At 64.6% G+C, this 17,073-nt stretch carries 17 protein-coding genes and 1 pseudogene; 8 read left to right on the top strand and 10 right to left on the bottom strand.

Annotated features, from left to right (window positions below):
* Positions 1–63 precede the first annotated feature (63 nt).
* Together D3876_RS09270 and D3876_RS09265 are read left to right on the top strand one after the other, a co-directional pair.
* Positions 64–1,590, top strand: coding sequence for a lipopolysaccharide biosynthesis protein (locus D3876_RS09270; protein ID WP_119761614.1), 1,527 nt, complete (start codon positions 64–66; stop codon positions 1,588–1,590).
* A 12-nt stretch (positions 1,591–1,602) separates the two neighbouring features.
* Positions 1,603–2,751: an alpha-hydroxy acid oxidase gene (locus tag D3876_RS09265; protein ID WP_119761613.1), complete on the top strand. Its 1,149-nt coding sequence runs from the start codon at positions 1,603–1,605 to the stop codon at positions 2,749–2,751.
* A 110-nt stretch (positions 2,752–2,861) separates the two neighbouring features.
* Here the strand turns inward: D3876_RS09265 and D3876_RS09260 are convergent, their stop codons facing one another.
* From D3876_RS09260 to sdhC, 6 genes and pseudogenes are all read right to left on the bottom strand, one after another.
* Positions 2,862–3,434, bottom strand: coding sequence for an IS5 family transposase (locus tag D3876_RS09260; protein WP_238475177.1), 573 nt, complete (start codon positions 3,432–3,434; stop codon positions 2,862–2,864).
* Between the two features lie 29 nt (positions 3,435–3,463).
* Positions 3,464–3,643: pseudogene (locus tag D3876_RS20815) on the bottom strand (transposase); the annotation flags it as partial.
* Between the two features lie 45 nt (positions 3,644–3,688).
* Positions 3,689–4,183 carry a hypothetical protein gene (locus tag D3876_RS20235; protein ID WP_147417628.1) on the bottom strand — a complete coding sequence of 165 codons (495 nt, stop codon included), beginning with the start codon at positions 4,181–4,183 and terminating at the stop codon, positions 3,689–3,691.
* A 188-nt stretch (positions 4,184–4,371) separates the two neighbouring features.
* The gene (gene sdhA / locus D3876_RS09255; protein ID WP_119761611.1) at positions 4,372–6,177 is read right to left on the bottom strand and encodes a succinate dehydrogenase flavoprotein subunit; all 1,806 of its coding nucleotides are present in this window, start codon (positions 6,175–6,177) and stop codon (positions 4,372–4,374) included.
* Complete coding sequence (gene sdhD, locus D3876_RS09250; protein ID WP_119761609.1) at positions 6,177–6,566, bottom strand: succinate dehydrogenase, hydrophobic membrane anchor protein; 390 nt, start codon at positions 6,564–6,566, stop codon at positions 6,177–6,179. Before sdhD ends, sdhA begins: the two co-directional genes overlap by 1 nt.
* Positions 6,566–6,961: a succinate dehydrogenase, cytochrome b556 subunit gene (sdhC, locus tag D3876_RS09245; protein WP_119761607.1), complete on the bottom strand. Its 396-nt coding sequence runs from the start codon at positions 6,959–6,961 to the stop codon at positions 6,566–6,568. The genes sdhD and sdhC overlap by 1 nt, the downstream gene beginning before the upstream one ends.
* A gap of 171 nt (positions 6,962–7,132) precedes the next feature.
* Here sdhC and D3876_RS09240 point away from each other — a divergent pair, with 171 nt between their 5' ends.
* From D3876_RS09240 to D3876_RS09225, 4 genes are read left to right on the top strand one after another with little or no spacing between them, the layout of a single operon-like run.
* A complete protein-coding gene (locus tag D3876_RS09240) occupies positions 7,133–8,515 on the top strand; it encodes a methyl-accepting chemotaxis protein (RefSeq protein ID WP_238475311.1) in 1,383 nt (460 codons plus the stop codon).
* 33 nt (positions 8,516–8,548) lie between these two features.
* The gene (locus D3876_RS09235; RefSeq protein WP_119761605.1) at positions 8,549–9,916 is read left to right on the top strand and encodes a methyl-accepting chemotaxis protein; all 1,368 of its coding nucleotides are present in this window, start codon (positions 8,549–8,551) and stop codon (positions 9,914–9,916) included.
* A gap of 47 nt (positions 9,917–9,963) precedes the next feature.
* Positions 9,964–10,680 (top strand): SDR family NAD(P)-dependent oxidoreductase, encoded by a 717-nt coding sequence (locus tag D3876_RS09230; protein ID WP_119761603.1) that lies wholly within the window; start codon positions 9,964–9,966, stop codon positions 10,678–10,680.
* A complete protein-coding gene (locus D3876_RS09225; protein WP_119761602.1) occupies positions 10,670–11,647 on the top strand; it encodes a 50S ribosomal protein L11 methyltransferase in 978 nt (325 codons plus the stop codon). The genes D3876_RS09230 and D3876_RS09225 overlap by 11 nt, the downstream gene beginning before the upstream one ends.
* Positions 11,648–11,781: 134 nt before the next feature.
* Here D3876_RS09225 and D3876_RS09220 read toward each other — a convergent pair whose 3' ends face one another.
* A complete protein-coding gene (locus tag D3876_RS09220) occupies positions 11,782–12,384 on the bottom strand; it encodes a hypothetical protein (protein WP_119761600.1) in 603 nt (200 codons plus the stop codon).
* Entirely contained in the window at positions 12,381–13,253 is an 873-nt protein-coding gene (phhA, locus tag D3876_RS09215; protein WP_119761598.1) for a phenylalanine 4-monooxygenase, read from the bottom strand. The genes D3876_RS09220 and phhA overlap by 4 nt, the downstream gene beginning before the upstream one ends.
* A gap of 104 nt (positions 13,254–13,357) precedes the next feature.
* Here phhA and D3876_RS09210 point away from each other — a divergent pair, with 104 nt between their 5' ends.
* Positions 13,358–13,705 (top strand): DUF6152 family protein, encoded by a 348-nt coding sequence (locus D3876_RS09210; protein ID WP_238475310.1) that lies wholly within the window; start codon positions 13,358–13,360, stop codon positions 13,703–13,705.
* Positions 13,706–13,708: 3 nt separating this feature from the next.
* Positions 13,709–14,191, top strand: coding sequence for a hypothetical protein (locus D3876_RS09205; RefSeq protein ID WP_119761594.1), 483 nt, complete (start codon positions 13,709–13,711; stop codon positions 14,189–14,191).
* Here D3876_RS09205 and D3876_RS09200 read toward each other — a convergent pair.
* Complete coding sequence (locus D3876_RS09200; RefSeq protein ID WP_119761592.1) at positions 14,182–14,802, bottom strand: PilZ domain-containing protein; 621 nt, start codon at positions 14,800–14,802, stop codon at positions 14,182–14,184. The genes D3876_RS09205 and D3876_RS09200 overlap by 10 nt on opposite strands.
* A gap of 123 nt (positions 14,803–14,925) precedes the next feature.
* Positions 14,926–17,058 (bottom strand): NAD-dependent DNA ligase LigA, encoded by a 2,133-nt coding sequence (ligA, locus tag D3876_RS09195; RefSeq protein ID WP_119763653.1) that lies wholly within the window; start codon positions 17,056–17,058, stop codon positions 14,926–14,928.
* Positions 17,059–17,073 lie beyond the last annotated feature (15 nt).

Here is a 17,073-nt window from a genome sequence, read left to right as displayed (position 1 = left end):
CGTTGACAAGCGCCGCGCGTGCGTTGATCACCGCGCCATGCCGCCCGCCGCCACCCGCCCGCGATGACCGCCTCAGCCCCCGAACCCGTCACCAGCCGCGACTTTGCCAGGGGGCTCGGGACCACGCTGCTCGCACGGCTCGGCGGCGTGATCGATATCGTTTCGCAGCCCGTCTATGTCTGGCTGTTCGGGCTGGCGGGCTATGGCATTTACGCCGTGCTCTGGGCGGCGGTGAACCTGATCGAGAATATCGCCGATCTCGGCATGACCTCCTCGCTGCAACGGGTCGTGCCGCAGGCGAAGAGCGAGCGCGACGCCGTTGCAGCGCTACGCTCGGCGCTGCTGATCGGCGTCGTGCCGTGCCTTCTGATTGCGGGGATGATCTCGCTGTTCGCGCCACATGTCGCTCCCCTATTCAACGCGGCGCCGCGCGACCAGGCGATGCTTGTCGACGCCGTGCGCCTCTTCGCATGGGCGCTCCCGCTCTGGGCATTTGTCGAGATCGCGACTTCGGCGCTGCGCGCACGCCGCGTCTTCGGAGCCGAGATACGGCTGCGCATCTTCTGGGAGCAGCTCATCAGGCTCGTTCTGGCAGCGGCGCTCTATGCGGCGGGCTTCGGCATCATGGCGCTGTTCGTCGCGCATCTCATATCGCTGGGGATCATCTGCCTGCTCAGCATCCGCCTGCTCGCACGGCAATATGATCTGCGGCTATTCTTCCGCGGCCCGCTGATCGAGCCGATCGTCTTCGAGACCTTCCGCGCGGGACTCGCAATCCTCCCCGCCAACGCGGTCGCGCGGCTGTTCGGCGACGCGCCGCCGATCTTCCTCAACGCGCTCATCCCCGGCGCCGCGGGCGCAACCGCCGCCGCGCTCTATACGATCGCGCGCAAGGTCTCGAGCGTCGTCCAGCTCGTCCGCACCGCCTTCGCCTATGTCCTCGCCCCGCTTGCCTCGGCGGCGGCGCGCGGGGGCAAGGCAGAGGTCCAGCCAATCTATGCATTTGCCACGCGGCTCGCCTTCGCGATCGTCGTGCCGCTGGGGTTCGTCATGGCGGCAGGCGGAGAGGCCATTCTCGGCCTGTTCGGGCGCGGCGCCGATGCCGCGCACGCCGCGCTCGTCGTGCTCATCCTCGCGCGCATGGCAGAGGCGGTGTTCGGCGCGGCAGTCCCGGTACAACAGGTGATCGGTGGTTATCGCCAGCAGTTGGCGGCGAGCGCGATCGGCCTTGCCGCCGCCGCACTCGTGGGTGTGCCGCTTGTTGAACGCCATGGCCTCACGGGAATGGCGCTCGCGACGAGCACGGGCTTCATCATCGCCGCGATCATCCCGCTCTTCCAGCTCCACCGCTTCGACGGCGTCCACCCCTTCGAGCGCCCGTTCGCGCGAACTGCGCTGCGTTCCGTTCTGATTGCGCTCCCGGGCCTCGCGCTCGCCATACCCGCGGCCAAGCTCCAACCCGATATCGTCCAGCTACCGCTCGTCACGCTGATCGCGGCCGCCTCGATCTGGACGGCATGCCGCTTTGCGCTGCCGTATGCAGACCGGGCGGCGCTCGGCAAGGCGGGGCGCAAGCTGCGCCTCATTTGAGAGGGACATCGCATGCGGCTGAGCGATTGCCATAATATCGAAGACTTCCGCCGACTGGCGAAACGCCGTCTGCCGGGCCCGATATTCCACTATATCGACGGCGCCGCCGACGACGAGCTGACCTGTCGCCGCAACACCGACGCCTATGAAAGCTGCGACCTCGTGCCCAATGTGCTCGCGGGCGTCGAAACCGTGGACATGAGCACCACCGTGATGGGCCGGAAGATCGCGATGCCGCTCTTCCTCTCGCCGACCGCGCTCCAGCGCCTCTTCCACTGGCAGGGCGAGCGCGCCGTCGGCCGCGCCGCCGAGAAGTTCGGCACCTTCTTCGGCATCTCCTCGCTGGCGACAGTCAGCATCGAGGATGTCGGAGGGATGATCTCCACGCCAAAGATGTTCCAGCTCTATGTCCACAAGGACAAGGGGTTGAACCATGCGATGATCGCGAGAGCCAGGGACGCGAAGTTCGACGCGCTGACGCTGACCGTCGATACGATCGTCGGGGGCAATCGCGAACGTTGCCTGCGCACGGGCTTCACCTCGCCGCCCAGACTCACACCGCGCTCGGCGCTGAGCTTCGCGGCGCACCCGCGCTGGACGCTCAACTATCTTTTTCGCGAGAAGTTCGAGCTCTCCAACCTCAAGGATCACGTGAGCGAGGGGACGAATGTCGCGCTCTCGATCGCCGATTACTTCAACACCATGCTCGACCAGTCGATGGACTGGAAGATGGCCGAAGCCATCCGCGCCGAATGGGGCGGCGAATTCTGTCTCAAGGGCATCATGTCGGTCGACGACGCGAAACGCGCCGTCGACATCGGCGCGACCGCGATCATGGTCTCCAACCATGGCGGGCGACAGCTCGACGGCAGCCGCGCCCCCTTCGACCAGCTCGCCGAGATCGTGGATGCGGTCGGCGACAGGCTCGACGTCATCTGCGACGGCGGCATCCGCCGCGGCAGCCATGTGCTGAAGGCGCTGAGCGTCGGCGCAAAGGCGTGCTCGGGCGGCCGCCTCTACCTCTACGCCCTCGCCGCCGCGGGCCAGCCGGGCGTAGAGCGCGCACTCGGCAGACTGCGGGACGAGATCGAACGCGACATGAAGCTCATGGGAATGCGATCGGTATCGGAACTGTCGCGCGACAATCTGCGCTGGCGGTAATCGTTCGGGGCGCAACAGCACACAAGAGCCCTTACACGGGCTCCCAACCCTGATCCGACTTCCGATGGACATTAAGTGTCGCTAGTTTTCGCTGGGCATCCTGTATCCCCCTAGGCGGCGTGGACGAATTTGATCCAAAGCCGGATGGCAGCGAGATGGACCATGCCGAGGAAACTTGAGGGCGTTTGATCGTAGCGGGTGGCGACGGCACGATTGATTTTCAGCTTGCCGAACATTCGCTCAATGCCGTTTCGCTGCCTGTAGAGCTGCCGATCGTGCTCGATCCTTTCTCGGCGATTGGAGCGCGCCGGGATGACAGCCTGTATGCTGCGGCTCGCGAGATCGGCGCGAATGGCGTTGGTGTCGTAGCCTTTGTCGGCCAGCAGAGCCGCCGGAGCGCGGTCCGGCAGGCGGATCAGCGTGTCATAGGCCGTGCAGTCGGCGGCTTCACCACCAGTCAGGTGGAAGGCGACGGGGCGTCCTCGGGCATCAGCCAGACAGTGAAGCTTACTGGTGAACCCGCCCCGCGAGCGGCCAAGAGCGCGTCGACAAGTCCCCCTTTTCCGCCCGCTGCCGAGACATGGGCGCGAAGGGTGGTGCTGTCGATGCTGTAGTGTCCGGTGTCGGCCATGATCTCGGCAAGCGTCACCGACACGGCCTCCCAGACCCCGGCCTCGCTCCAACGACGGAACCGCCGGTAGATCGTGTTCCAATTGCCGTATTTTGGCGGGACATCGCGCCAAGCAGTCCCACAGCGCAGCCGCCAGAGTATGCCGTTGACTATCGAGAGATTCTGCTCAGGCCTGCGGCCGCGCCCTCGGTTCTCTGGCTCGATCGGCAGCAGACCCTTCAGAACGCGCCATTCTGCTTCGCTCAGATCGCCCCGGCTCAAACCTGCCTCCAAAAGGCAGCCTTGAATCAACCCACACCGTCCACGTCAACCAATTCGTCCACGCCGCCTAGCATCGGTGTAACTCCAAGGGTCATTTGGCAGAATGGTAATCTTCAGAGGTTTTTTGGAATGGCTGAACTTTACCCACGCCATCACTTTTCTTGGCCGTCGGTCGATCCACAGCCTGTCGGCGTGAATTTCGAGTCGTGTGGGCTCTCCGGATTTCACCGGAAACGGCGGAGACTCGCCACCCTTAAGCGAGAGAGAAAACGACTTCTCCCCTCGTGCGACCTTCCATCCATCACCACGGTGAATGATGGGATTTCGCTTAAGCAGCGTATTCCACCAGCCCTCATAAACACGGATGTCATAACCGGTAATTAAAACGGTAGGGCCGCCCACATTTATTAGACTTACTATGACATTCTCATATCTCCAGCCTTCCTGAACCACGTAACCAGGATCGGCTCGTTCAACATGAAGTAGCCCACGATCACGCCTTGCCTTTCGATAGCTTTCGATCGTCAGCGGCAGTGCCATCAAGAATGTCAGAGTGCTTAGCCCTGCAGCGTAAGCTGCTACCGGGTTCTGAGAAACGTATGCCCAATAACTTGTCATCGCTCGGTAGGATTTCGCATCTCAGCACCTCAAAACAAATGATGCAAAAAGGACAATAAAAAAGAGCCTCCGAGGAGGCCCTTTCCTTTTGCGCTAAAATGATCAGTCGCTCAATACACCCGCGCCTTCGGCTTGATGTACTCGACCTCGTCGGTCAGCGTGTAATCGTGCACCGGGCGGTAGTCGAGCGACACCTTGCCGCCCTTGCCGCCCCAGCCTTCGAACCAGCTCACCGTGTGCTTCATCCAGTTCGCGTCGTCGCGATTGGGGAAGTCCTCGTGCGCGTGCGCGCCGCGGCTTTCCTTGCGGTTGCTGGCGCTTTCCATCGTGCAGACCGCCTGCGACATCAGGTTATCGAGCTCGAGCGTTTCGACGAGGTCGGTGTTCCAGATCAGCGAGCGATCGGTGACCGAGACATCGGCCAGCCGCTTGTTGACCGCCTGCATATGCTCAACACCTTCAGCAAGGAGCGCGGCGTCGCGGAACACCGCCGCGTGCTTCTGCATCGTGCGCTGCATTTCGAGGCGCACCTGCGCGGTCGAGGAACCACCCTTGGCATTGCGGAAATGGTCTACGCGCGCGAGCGACAGATCGGCCGAATCCTTGGGCAGCGCCTTGTGGGCCGTACCGGGCTTGATCGATTCCTTGAGATGCAGGCCAGTAGCGCGGCCGAACACCACCAGGTCGATGAGCGAGTTGGAGCCAAGGCGGTTCGCGCCGTGGACCGAAACGCACGCCGCCTCACCAACCGCATAGAGGCCGGGCACGATCACTTCGGGATCGTCGCCCACCTTGGTGACGACCTGGCCGTGATAGTTACAGGGGATGCCACCCATATTGTAGTGCACCGTCGGGCTGACGGGCAGCGGCTGGCGCGTCAGATCGACGCCAGCGAAGATCTTGCCGCTTTCGGTGATGCCGGGCAGGCGCTCGGCCAGCACCTTGGGATCGATATGATCGAGGTGCAGGTAGATATGATCCTTGTGCGGGCCGACGCCGCGGCCTTCTCGGATCTCCATCGCCATGGAGCGCGACACGACGTCTCGGCTGGCCAGATCCTTGGCCGACGGCGCGTAGCGCTCCATGAAGCGCTCACCCTCGGAATTGGTGAGATAGCCGCCCTCGCCGCGCGCGCCCTCGGTGATGAGCACGCCCGCGCCGTAGATGCCGGTCGGGTGGAACTGGACGAATTCGAGGTCCTGGAGCGGAAGGCCCGCACGCAGCACCATGCCGCCGCCATCACCCGTGCAGGTGTGCGCCGAGGTTGCGGAATAATAAGCGCGGCCATAGCCGCCCGTGGCAAGCACGACCGCGTGCGAACGGAAGCGATGCAGAGTGCCGTCTTCCATGCACAGCGCGATCACGCCCCGGCACGCGCCGTTTTCCATGATCAGGTCGATCGCGAAATATTCGATGAAAAAGTCCGCGTCGTACTTCAGGCTCTGCTGATAGAGCGCGTGCAGCATCGCGTGGCCGGTGCGGTCCGCGGCGGCGCAGGTGCGCTGCACCGGCGGACCCTCGCCCATATTCTGCATGTGGCCGCCGAAGGGGCGCTGATAGATGGTGCCGTCGTTGTTACGGCTGAACGGCACGCCGGCGTGCTCGAGCTCGTAGACCGCGGCGGGCGCCTCGCGCACCATATATTCGATCGCGTCCTGGTCGCCCAGCCAATCCGACCCCTTGACGGTGTCGTACATGTGCCAGGTCCAGTGATCGGGGCTGTTATTGCCGAGGCTGGCGGCAATACCGCCCTGCGCCGCGACGGTGTGGCTGCGCGTCGGGAAAACCTTGGTGATGCACGCGGTCTTCAGGCCCGCTTCGGCCGAACCCATGGTGGCGCGCAGGCCCGAACCCCCCGCACCGACGACGACGGTGTCATAGGTGTGGTCGATGATCTTGTACGATGCGTCAGCCATCAGCCGGCAGCTCCCGTGAAGGCGATTTTGGCGATCGAGAACAGCGCAAGCGCGGCGGCGCCGATCGCATAAAAATTGATTGCGACAAGGCTCAGCAGCTTGAGCCCCTCGTCATGCACATAGTCTTCCATCATCACCTGCATGCCGAGCTTCAGGTGCCAGAAGACGCTGACGATCATCAGCATCATGGGGACCGCGACAAGCGGGCTTGAAAGCCAGGCAACGACGCCCGCGTGCTCGAGCGAACCCAGGCTCAGCAGCGAAAAGAGCAACCACAGCACAAGCACCAGATTGCCTGCGGCGGTGAGGCGCTGGTGCAGCCAGTGCTTCGATCCGTGCTTCGCCGAACCCAGACCGCGGACGCGGCCAATTCCCGTTCCGCTACCCATCAGAGCGCCTTCCAGAAGATGAAGAGCCAGAAGATGATGGTCGCAATGATCGCGCCCGCGAACACCATCAGCGACCAGCTCTTGTTGGACTGAAGCTCATAACCAGCGCCGGTATCGAGCACGAAGTGGCGAAGCCCGCCGAAAAGGTGCTGGAAGAAAGCCCAGGTGAGCCCGATACCGATGATCTTGCCGAACCAGCCCGTCGCGCAAGCCATGAAGCTGGCATAGGCCTCGGGTCCGCTCGCCGCGGCGGCAAGCCACCAGACCAGGCCGATGGCCCCCACTGTCGCAAGTCCGTTGCCGGTGACGCGGTGGATGATGGAAACCGCCATGGCGGGGCCCCATTTCCAGATCGTCAGGTGCGGCGAAAGCGGGCGGGCCTTCTCGCGTGTCATGATACTCACCCCTCATGATTTTCGCGCCTCCCTTAAGACAAGCGCGCGCGGATGCAAACAGACAATGACGTCTGCGCGCCGATCGCCGAACTAACAGGCTTTTAACCATTTCCGCTTACTGGATTTGGATGCCCTGTAGCGGGCGCGACCAAATTCGCAGCGGAGCATTACGTGACCGACAGCATCAGCAGCGCAGCCGAGGCCAATAACGCGACCCCGTTCGCCGCGACGATCGACATTGCGCATCGCCTCTCGGTCTTCGATGTGGATGGCACCCTCATCGCGACAGCCCGCGAGCTCTGGGCGATCCTCGAGGATGATGCCTACGCGATATCAAAGGCCTATTGGGATCACTGGCGGCTCTGCTTTCCCAATGAGGGAAGTTGGACGGCGGCCGATTATGACCGGATGATCGAGATCGGCTGCACTTTCCTGCGCGATCGCTTCTGCAACACGCAGCAGATGGCCTGGATCGAATCGGTCGAACGCTCGGTCATTCAGGCCTATGACGCGAATGTCCGCGCGACGGCGCTGCGCGCGATGATCAATGCCAGCGACCGCGCCGCACTCGAAATCCTGATCCGCAAGGTGCCAAACGACGATCCCCGCCTGTTCAGCCTGATCGACGCGCTGCTGCGTCTCTCCGCACTCGAAAGCGATGTCACCGGCTCGCTCTTCGCCTGCTATAATGATCGCACCAACGATCGCGAACGCGCGCGGATGGCCGACGAATTCCGCTCCAAAATCGGCGCCTCGCTCGAAACCGTCTCGCGCGGGAGCGAGGAACTCCGCGTCCAGACGGGCAAGGTGGCGTCCAGCGCACGCGGGATGCATGGCAAGACTTCGGAAGTCGCAGCCGCCGCCGAGCAATCGGCGGTCGCGATGCGCGAGGCGGCACAGACCGCTGCCGGGCTGATCCGCGCGATCGAGGATGCGCGCAGTGAAGTCGAGATCGCCGCCGATGTCGCCACGCGCGCCTCGGCGCAGGCGGGCGAAGCCGTCTCGATCTCGCAGATGCTCTCGGCGCACGCCCAGTCGATCGAATCGATCCTCGGGCTCATCCGCGACATTGCCGGCCAGACCAATTTGCTTGCGCTCAACGCCACCATCGAGGCCGCGCGCGCTGGCGACGCCGGCCGCGGCTTTGCGGTCGTCGCCCAGGAGGTCAAGTCGCTCGCCAGCCAGACCGCGCGTGCCACCGACGACATCGCCGCCAAGATCGAGGCGATCCAGTCCGCCACCCGCACCACTGTCGACACCAATGCCTCGATCCGCGACACCGTCGCCGAGGTCCAGTCCTCCGCGCAGCGTATCCGTCAGGCCATGGAGGTCCAGGCGCAGACCGTCACCATGATCACCGCCGCCGTCGATGAAACCGCGCTCGCCGCCGACTCCATGTCTTCCACCATCGCCGCCATTCGCGTCGATACCGAAAATGTGGCGTTCGAAATCGATCACGCAGGCGCAGGCTTCGGCAACCTCGACTCGCAACTGGGGCAGCTTCGCGCCAGCGCCAACAGCTTCGTGGCAAGCGTCGCGGGTGCGCGACGCTAATCCGCCGCGATTACGATAACAGGAGAGACGCGTATGGAAGGCCAGGGCAAAAGCCAGCCTCGCTACGAACGAGCGACCGAGATTCAGGTGGCTCTATCGGAGCGATTGCCGGATTTCGATCGCGAGCACACGCTCGCGCGCGATTGCCGGGAGATCTGGTCGCTGATCGAGGGGCGCGAAGGCGACATCGCACGCTGCTTCTGGGATCACTACGGCGCGGCGAGTTCGGTCTACGACCGTCTGACCGCGCCGCAGCGCGAGAAGATGCTCGATTTCAGCACCGCCTATGTCCGCACCAAATATTCCAGCCCGACCGCGCAGCAATGGGCGGACATGGCGCGCGACAACGCCTGGGCGTCGCAGGAGGCAAAGGTTCCGCTGCGTACCGTGCTTGCCGCGCTTGCGACGTCGCACCAATACACAATCGCGCTCGTTGCCGACGCGGTGGGCGATGATTGCGCGCGCATGACGCGGCTCAACAGTGCGGTGATGCAGATCTCACTCATCGAAGCCGAGCTGATGTCGAGCTACGTCCATGAGCGCCGCACGCTCGAGGCGAGCCGCCAGCGCGGGCTGGATGCGGAAACGTTCAGTTCCCAGATTGCGGCCGCGGTCACCGAGGTATCCAACCGCGGCGCCACGCTTAGGTCACAGGCGATCAACGCGGTCGAGGCCGCACGCGGGATGCATGGCAAGACCTCGGAAGTCGCAGCCGCCGCCGAGCAATCGGCGGTCGCGATGCGCGAGGCGGCACAGACCGCTGCCGGGCTGATCCGCGCGATCGAGGATGCGCGCTCCGAAGTCGAGATCGCCGCCGACGTCGCTACCCGCGCCTCGGCTCAGGCCGGCGAAGCCGTCTCGATCTCGCAAATGCTCTCGGCGCACGCCCAGTCGATCGAATCGATCCTCGGGCTCATCCGCGACATTGCCGGCCAGACCAATTTGCTTGCGCTCAACGCCACCATCGAGGCCGCGCGCGCTGGCGACGCCGGCCGCGGCTTTGCGGTCGTCGCCCAGGAGGTCAAGTCGCTCGCCAGCCAGACCGCGCGCGCCACCGACGACATCGCCGCCAAGATCGAGGCGATCCAGTCCGCCACCCGCACCACTGTCGACACCAATGCCTCGATCCGCGACACCGTCGCCGAGGTCCAGTCCTCCGCGCAGCGTATCCGTCAGGCCATGGAGGTCCAGGCGCAGACCGTCACCATGATCACCGCCGCCGTCGATGAAACCGCGCTCGCCGCCGACTCCATGTCTTCCACCATCGCCGCCATCCGCGCCGATACCGAAAATGTCACCGCGGAGATGGAAGGCATCCGCCAGGGTTTCTCCGAGGCGGACAGCAGCTTCGACGGCCTTCGCGTAGGTGCTGCGCAATTTTTGCAGAAGATCACGAGCTGACGCTTCTTCATTTGGGATTCATCGCCCGCTTGCTTTAAGGGGCGGGGATGACCCACCCCGTCCATATTCTCGTCACCGGCAGCAGTCGGGGCATCGGTGCTGCGATAGCCGAACGGCTGACGGGCGAGTCCACACGCGTCATCGGCCATTCGAGCAGAACCGCTTCCGACCGGCTGATCGCTTGCGATCTCGCCGTGCCCGACACCGCGCCCTCTCTCTGGCAAGCCGCGCTCGATCGCCTCGACGGCCGCATCGACGTGCTCATCAATAATGCCGGCATCTTCGAGGCGGCGCCGATCGAGGATGCGCATGACGACTGGGTCTCCGCCTGGGACCGCACGATGCAGGTGAATCTTACCGCAGCCGCCGAACTCAGCCGGCTCGCCGTGCTGCATTTTCGCGAGATCGGCGGCGGGCGCATCATCAATATCGCCAGCCGCGCCGCGTATCGCGGCGACAGCCCCGCGCACTGGCACTATGCCGCGTCGAAGGCAGGCATGATCGGGATGACGAAGTCGATCGCACGGGGCTATGCTGCCGAGGGGATTTACGCCTTTGCGATCTGCCCCGGCTTCACCATGACGGGGATGGCCGAGGCGCATCTGGACTGCGACGGCGGTGCAGCACTGCTCGCAGAGATTCCGCTTGGCCGCGTTGCCGAACCCGCCGAAATTGCCGAAGCCGCGCGGTTTCTCGCGCTCGACGCGCCCCCTTCGATGACGGGCGCGGTGCTGGATATCAACGGAGCGTCCTATGTCCGCTAAGCATACGCCAGAAAAGGTGGAAACCGGTTTTTCGTCCGGCGATGCGTCCACCGGCGAAAGCTGGAAACTCACCCTGCCATGCACCGCGCAGGAGGCCAGGATATTGGAAGAGGATATCGGCCTGCTCGCCGAACTCGACCCGTTGCCCGTGCTGATGACCAGCGAGCCCGATCCGGCGCGCCCCGAACAATGGCAGCTCGACGCCTATTTCGAGAACAAGCCCGACGATGTCACCATTGCGCTGATCACGGCGCTGATTCCCAGCGCCGCCGGCGTCACGCCAAAGATCGAGAAGGTCGAGCAAGCGGACTGGGTTACGCTCAGCCAGGCAGGCCTCGAGCCCGTTCGCGCGGGCCGCTTCTTCGTTCATACCTCGACCAACGCGGATAATATTCCTGTAAACGCCAAGCCCTTCCTGATCGAGGCGGGACTTGCGTTCGGCACGGGCCAGCACGAGACCACCACGGGTTGCCTGATGATGCTCGATCGCCTGAAGCGTGAAGGCAATCTCTACCGCGATCTGATCGACGTCGGCACGGGCACCGGCCTGCTGGCCTTCGCCGCGATGCACCTCTGGCCGCGCGCCTTCGCGACCGCGTCGGATATCGACCCGATCTCGATCGACGTGACGCGCGAGAACGCCGAGATCAATGACATACCCCTCGGCACGCGCGAAGGACGGCTCGCGCTCGTCGTCGCGGAGGGGATGCAGCACCGCACCATCCAGCGCCGCGCGCCCTATGACCTTATCATCGCCAATATCCTGGCCGGTCCGCTCATTGAAATGGCGCCGTCGATCGCCGCGGTACTCGAAGAAGGCGGGACGCTGATCCTCGCGGGGCTGCTCGACAGCCAGGCGCACCGTGTAGCCACCGCTTATCGCCGCCAGGGCCTGCGCCTTGCCGGCCGGATCGACCGCGGCGAATGGCCGACGCTGATGCTGAGGAAGCGCAGGCGCTTCGGGTAGGCCATCGTGCGTAAATCTGATCCATGCTGGTGCTCCGGGCTTGACCCGGAGCCCATGTCGGAAGCGGCAAGGCGAGCGGACAAATGGGCTCCTGCTTTCGCAGGAGCACTGAACCCGATTTAACGTGCCGCGGTCTAGTTGCCCTTGGGCATGTAGGTATAGGTGCCGCACAAGCTGTCCGGGCTCGCGCCGTTCCCCGGCGCGGCCGGCCCCTGAAAGGCCGCGATCTGGAGCAGTTCGTCGGGGGTGCCCGCCGCCTTGCGGGCAATCGCCACGAAACTCGCCTTCGCCTTCCCGCAAAGCCCGCCATTGCGCGCCTTGGCGCCCACCTGCTCCGAGGTCACGGGCCGAATTTCGACCGGCGTATCGGCGGTGACCCCGAACAGGTCAGCCCATATGTCCGCGCCGGCATAGGGCGAAGCCGCGGTTGTCACGCTCGCGCCGCCCGTGCCGTAGCTCTGATCGAGCGAAAAGCTCAGTGTGTCAGCGGCGATTGTCACATCGCCTGTCACGCTCATCGCTGTGTTCGACACCGCTGCAAAGCTCCCGGCAACCGGCGCTGCCGTTGGCGTCCGTTGCGGCAGCACCGAATTGAGCATTGCGGGAGACGGGATCGCCGCGTTGACGCCCGCGCTCTCACCGTCGACCGGCGCGACGGCATTGTCCTTCGCGGTTTCGCCGCACGCCACCAGCATCAAGGCCAGCGTGCCCGCCCAGAGCAAACCGGCCCTGATCATTCTGCCGCTCGTTTCCGCGCATAGTCCTGGGTGCCGTGCGTGATCACGTCGTCTTCGGGCAGAATGTCGGCGATCGCGATATCGGGCAGCGTCGCGAGCTCGGTATAGAGCGGCGCGAAATCGGTTTCGACCGTCGTGTGCAGCAGCGTTTCGAAATCGGGAATGACGAAATAGTTCTGCTGAAAATCGTCGATCCTGTAGTCCGTCCGCATGACGCGCTTCAGGTCGAAGCGGATGCGGTTGGGGCTCGGATCATCGAGCGCGAACAGGCTTTCGCCATGGCTCGATACGATCCCGGACCCGTAGATGCGCAGTCCGCCAGCCTCTTCGATCAACCCGAACTCGACCGTGTACCAGTAGAGCCGTGCAAGTTGCTTGAGCGATCCGTATTCGAGCGCCCGCTGACCGCCCTTGCCATAGGCCGCCATATAATCGGCGAAAACCGGATCGGCGAGCATCGGCACATGGCCGAACACGTCGTGAAAGACGTCGGGCTCCTGCAGATAGTCGAGCTGGTCAGCGCGGCGGATGAAATTACCCGCAACGAAGCGGCGATTGGCGAGGTGGTCGAAGAACACCTCGTCGGGAACCAGCCCGGGAACGGCGACGACCTGCCAGCCGGTCAGCTTCATCAGCCGCTCGGACAGTTCCTCGAAATCGGGAATGCCCGGCTTGGACAGCCTGAGCACGTCGAGCCCGCGCAGGAACGCCTCGGAAACGCGGCCGGGCAACAGCTTCGATTGCCGCGCGAACAGCGTGTCCCATACGCGATGTTCGGCGTCGCCATAGGCCTGCCAGTCCTGCGGTATCGTCCAGTCAGCGCCGGCCCCCTCGGGCGGGCGCTCGAGCACATGAGATTCGGTTTCCATTGCAACAAAATAGCACAACGCGACCGTGGGACGAAATCGCTGCGGGCGGCCATGGATATATCCGTCGGATCAGGCGTATATTCCCGCAGCCGAGGAGAATGACGATGCCCCGTCCCCTGCTTGCCGCCGTCATCGCGCTTGCCATGCCCGCCGCCGCGCTCGCGCATCACGGCTGGAGTTCCTACGACGCCGAAAAGGTCATCAAGGTCACCGCGCCGCTGCAGTCGCTCAACTGGGGCAACCCGCACGGCACCGCGAAGGTGACCTACCAGAAGCGCACCTGGGACGTGATCCTGGCCCCTGTCGCGCGGATGGAAGCGCGCGGGCTGTCCAAGGCAATGCTCGCGCCCGACAAGAAGGTGACGCTCGAAGGTTATCCCCGCCGCGACGGAACGCCCGAAATGCGGATCGAGCGCGTCACCGCGGGCGGCAAGACGGTCGAGCTGCGCTGAGGCGTGGAATCGCTCGCCGCGTTCGCAACCGCCCTGCAGGAATCCGGCCTTGGCCAATGGGCGCGCGGCTCAGCCTCGGCCTATCCCGCGGCCAACCTGCTCCACTTGCTCGGCTTCGTGCTGATCGTCGGAGGGATCGGGTTGCTCGATCTGCGAATCATCGGGCTGTTCCGTGCCCTGCCACTGCGCGCGCTCTCGCGGGCGGTGACGCCAATGGCGATCGCGGGCATCGGGCTGATGGGCGCGAGCGGCATCGTGCTGTTCGCCGCCGACGCGGCGACGCTCGTCGTGGCGCCGCTGTTTCAGTGGAAGCAGGCGCTGGTCGCGCTGGCACTCGCCAATGCTCTCGGCTTTCGCCTCTTGTGGAACCGCGCGCTTGCCGATGGCCGAGCCGAGCCGCCAGCCGGCGCGCGCATCATGGCGCTCGCTTCGCTGCTGCTGTGGCTCGCAGTCGCCGCCGCAGGGCGGCTGATCGCCTATGCCTGACCCTGCGCCTCGAGCCAGCGGATGAGTTCATCGAACGCGATGGGCTTGATGAAGGACAGCCCCGCCATGCCGTCGCGGGACCAGCGCACGATGCCCCTGACGGGGTGCATGCCCTCGACCGTGATCACCGCGTCCTCGCCCACCTTCAGCGGCGCGTCGAGCTCGACCTTGATCCCGCCTTGCGAGAAATCGCGCACCACGACCTCGTGGCGCACATCGCCAACCTTGATTCGCGCACGGCCCTCCACCTCGATCCGCGGCGGGCGCGATTTGCGGCCATCGGGCGCGGTGCGGTGCGTCAGGATGTCGCTGACCTCGATCTCCCCCTCGAAGCGCACGCCGACGCGGCCTTCCTCGACCCAGACGACCTCGCCCGAAAGTCGCTCATCGGACTTGAATTCGATCTCGACCCGGTCGCCGATTTCGTGCTGCGCATAGACATGGGCCATCAGCCCGCCCGCCGAAATATTCCGAATCAGGCACAGTTCCTGCGCGCCGCCCGTCACCAGCTTGCCAACGCGCAGGATGGTCATGAATCGCTGGGCGCCGCGCCGATCCGAGTCCGCGCCGTCGTCCTTCGATGATTCGTCGATAATGTCTGCGTGACCCATGGGTTGTGGCCGTCCCTTGCCGGAAATGAACAACCGATCGCCGTTTCGCCCCCGCGAAACAGCGTCGTCCCCACAGGACAAGCATGCGTAGTGGCGGTTAAAATGGCGTGAAGGATATCGTCACTATTGCGCGGCCTTGACGATGTCGGCCCAGCCGGCCTCGTCGATCACGCGAATGTCCAGCTCGCTCGCCTTTTTGAGCTTGGAGCCGGCTCCTGGCCCGGCGACCACAAGATCGGTCTTGGCCGACACCGATCCCGAAACCTTGGCGCCCAGCGATTCGGCCTGCGCCTTGGCCTCGTCGCGGCTCATCGTCTCGAGGCTGCCCGTGAACACCACCGTCTTGCCGCTGACCTCAGACGCGCGCGTTTCATGGACGACGGCCTGAATGTCCATCTGATCGAGCAGATCGGCGAGGACTTCCTGATTATGCTCCTCGGCGAAGAAGTCGAGCAATGCCATCGCGACCTCCGGGCCGACGCCGGGCGTCTCGACGATCGCCGCTAAATCCTTGCCGACACGTTGACGAAACTTGTCGTCGCTCTCGCCAATCGCGGGGATCAGTTCCGCGCGCTTGCCAAGCGCCGTTTCGATCATCGCCTGCAGCGCGGCCATTGTCGAATAGCGCCGCGCGAGATCGCGCGCAGTCACCTGTCCGACATGGCGAATGCCCAGCGCGAAGAGGAAGCGGTCGAGTGGCGAGGCGCGCTTGGCGTCTATCGCGGCAAGCAGGTTGTCGACCGAGGTTTCCGCCCAACGCTCGCGCCCGATCAGATCCTCGCGCCGGTCCTTCAGCCGGAAGATGTCGGCGGGTGATTGGATCAGCCCGTCGTTGAAAAAGGCGATGATGCTTGTCTCGCCCAGCCCCTCGATGTCGAGCGCCTGTCGGCTGACGAAATGCCTGAGCCTTTCGACGCGCTGCGCGGGGCAGATCAGCCCGCCGGTGCAGCGGACATCGACCTCACCCTCCTCGCGCACCGCGTCCGATCCGCATTGTGGGCAGGTATCGGGAAAGACGAAGGCCGGTCGCTCCTCGTCCTTGGTCAGCACCTCGACGATTTGCGGGATCACGTCGCCCGCGCGCTGGACGACAACGCGATCGCCCGGCCGCGCGCCCAGCCGTTCGATCTCGTCGGCATTGTGGAGCGTAGCGTTGGTGACGATCACCCCGCCCACGCCCACGGGCTCGAGCCGCGCCACCGGGGTCAGCTTGCCCGTTCGACCAACCTGAATGTCGATCGCGCGCAGAATCGTCTGCGCCTGTTCGGCCGGGAATTTGTGCGCCAGCCCCCAGCGCGGCGCCTTGGCGACAAAGCCGAGGCGCTGCTGCCAGTCGAGCCGGTCGACCTTGTAGACCACGCCGTCAATGTCATAGGGCAGCCCGGCGCGCTGCTCCTCGATCTTGCGATAATGCGCGAGCGCCACTTCGATCAGGTCGGCATGGACCAGCAGGTCGCTTACCGGAAGCCCCCAGCTCTCGATTGCCTTCATGACACCCAATTGCGTGTCGGCGGGCAGCGCCGAAACCTCGCCCCAACCATGCGCCCAGAATCGCAGGGGCCGCGACGCGGTAACCGTCGGGTCCTTCTGGCGCAGCGACCCCGCCGCGGCATTGCGCGGATTGGCGAACTGGCGCGCCTTGGCGGGATCGTCGGCCTCGGCGAGCAGCCTCTCGTTCAAGGCCGCGAAATCGTCCTTGGCCATATAGACCTCGCCGCGCACCTCGAACACGTCGGGCACATTGCCCTTAAGCCGCTGCGGAATATCGGCAATCGTCCGCACATTGGCGGTCACGTCCTCGCCCACCTGCCCGTCGCCGCGCGTCGCCGCGAGCACGAGCACGCCCTTTTCATAGCGCAGCGAGCACGAGAGCCCGTCGATCTTGGGCTCGGCGGTAAAGGCGACACGGTCCTCGGCGCCCAGCGCCAGGAAACGCCGGATGCGCACAACGAATTCGAGCACGTCCGATTCAGCGAACGCATTGTCGAGGCTGAACATCTGGCGCGCATGGCGCACCTTGCCGAGATGTTCGGCAGGGGCCGCCCCAACCTGCCGGCTCGGCGAGTCGACGCGGATCAGATGCGGAAACGCCGTCTCGATCGCGGTATTGCGCTGCACCAGCGCGTCATAGGCCGCATCTGAAATCTCGGGCGCGTCATCGGTGTGATAGAGCCGGTTGTGATGCGCGATCTCGGCAGCAAGGCGCTCGAGTTCGGTGGCGGCTTCTTCGTCGGTAGGGGGCAGCGGCGCGGACATGGCCATGCGGTACGG

Source organism: Sphingomonas cavernae, from assembly GCF_003590775.1.
Lineage (GTDB): Bacteria > Pseudomonadota > Alphaproteobacteria > Sphingomonadales > Sphingomonadaceae > Sphingobium_A > Sphingobium_A cavernae.
Note: the sequence above shows the minus strand (reverse complement) of the source record. Positions and strands in the feature narration are given on the sequence as shown.

Bases quoted from the DNA above. Each gene is read 5' to 3' on its own strand.
- D3876_RS20235 (WP_147417628.1), bottom strand. From the start codon at position 4,183: ATGGCACTGCCGCTGACGATCGAAAGCTATCGAAAGGCAAGGCGTGAT.
- sdhD (WP_119761609.1), bottom strand. From the start codon at position 6,566: ATGGGTAGCGGAACGGGAATTGGCCGCGTCCGCGGTCTGGGTTCGGCG.
- D3876_RS09210 (WP_238475310.1), top strand. From the start codon at position 13,358: ATGCCCCGTCCCCTGCTTGCCGCCGTCATCGCGCTTGCCATGCCCGCC.
- D3876_RS09265 (WP_119761613.1), top strand. From the start codon at position 1,603: ATGCGGCTGAGCGATTGCCATAATATCGAAGACTTCCGCCGACTGGCG.
- D3876_RS09270 (WP_119761614.1), top strand. From the start codon at position 64: ATGACCGCCTCAGCCCCCGAACCCGTCACCAGCCGCGACTTTGCCAGG.
- D3876_RS09225 (WP_119761602.1), top strand. From the start codon at position 10,670: ATGTCCGCTAAGCATACGCCAGAAAAGGTGGAAACCGGTTTTTCGTCC.
- D3876_RS09220 (WP_119761600.1), bottom strand. From the start codon at position 12,384: ATGATCAGGGCCGGTTTGCTCTGGGCGGGCACGCTGGCCTTGATGCTG.
- D3876_RS09200 (WP_119761592.1), bottom strand. From the start codon at position 14,802: ATGGGTCACGCAGACATTATCGACGAATCATCGAAGGACGACGGCGCG.
- ligA (WP_119763653.1), bottom strand. From the start codon at position 17,058: ATGTCCGCGCCGCTGCCCCCTACCGACGAAGAAGCCGCCACCGAACTC.
- sdhC (WP_119761607.1), bottom strand. From the start codon at position 6,961: ATGACACGCGAGAAGGCCCGCCCGCTTTCGCCGCACCTGACGATCTGG.
- D3876_RS09235 (WP_119761605.1), top strand. From the start codon at position 8,549: ATGGAAGGCCAGGGCAAAAGCCAGCCTCGCTACGAACGAGCGACCGAG.
- sdhA (WP_119761611.1), bottom strand. From the start codon at position 6,177: ATGGCTGACGCATCGTACAAGATCATCGACCACACCTATGACACCGTC.
- D3876_RS09230 (WP_119761603.1), top strand. From the start codon at position 9,964: ATGACCCACCCCGTCCATATTCTCGTCACCGGCAGCAGTCGGGGCATC.
- phhA (WP_119761598.1), bottom strand. From the start codon at position 13,253: ATGGAAACCGAATCTCATGTGCTCGAGCGCCCGCCCGAGGGGGCCGGC.